General features: G+C 43.5%; 1 protein-coding gene. It reads right to left on the minus strand.

Translation table 11 applies throughout. The features are described 5' to 3' along the window. Positions 1-278, minus strand: a 278-nt coding sequence (locus tag IQR33_RS17710; protein ID WP_193843891.1) for a GNAT family N-acetyltransferase, incomplete at both ends; no start/stop codon positions are given.

Below are 278 nucleotides of genomic sequence, written 5' to 3' on the forward strand. Positions count from 1 at the left end.
TTATCGGCATTGACCTCTATCTGAATTCTTCTCACATTTAACCAGTTATCTGCTAGTTCAGTGACTGTTTCTATCAATTTGCTACCAATACCGAGTCCATGGAAACTATCATGTACTCCGATGCCAAACGATGCCGTGTGCATCGTTCTTGGACGTAGAGAGTGGTGAAAGCCAATATTTCCGACGACTTTACCATCAATTTCAGCGACATAGCTATAAACACCATCAGGTATGTTTGACAATCTTTCCACCCACATCGCGAGCGAAGGCTTTGGGAG

Origin of the sequence: Vibrio sp. OPT46, from assembly GCF_015163535.1 — a bacterium.
In the GTDB taxonomy this organism is placed as follows: domain Bacteria; phylum Pseudomonadota; class Gammaproteobacteria; order Enterobacterales; family Vibrionaceae; genus Vibrio; species Vibrio alginolyticus.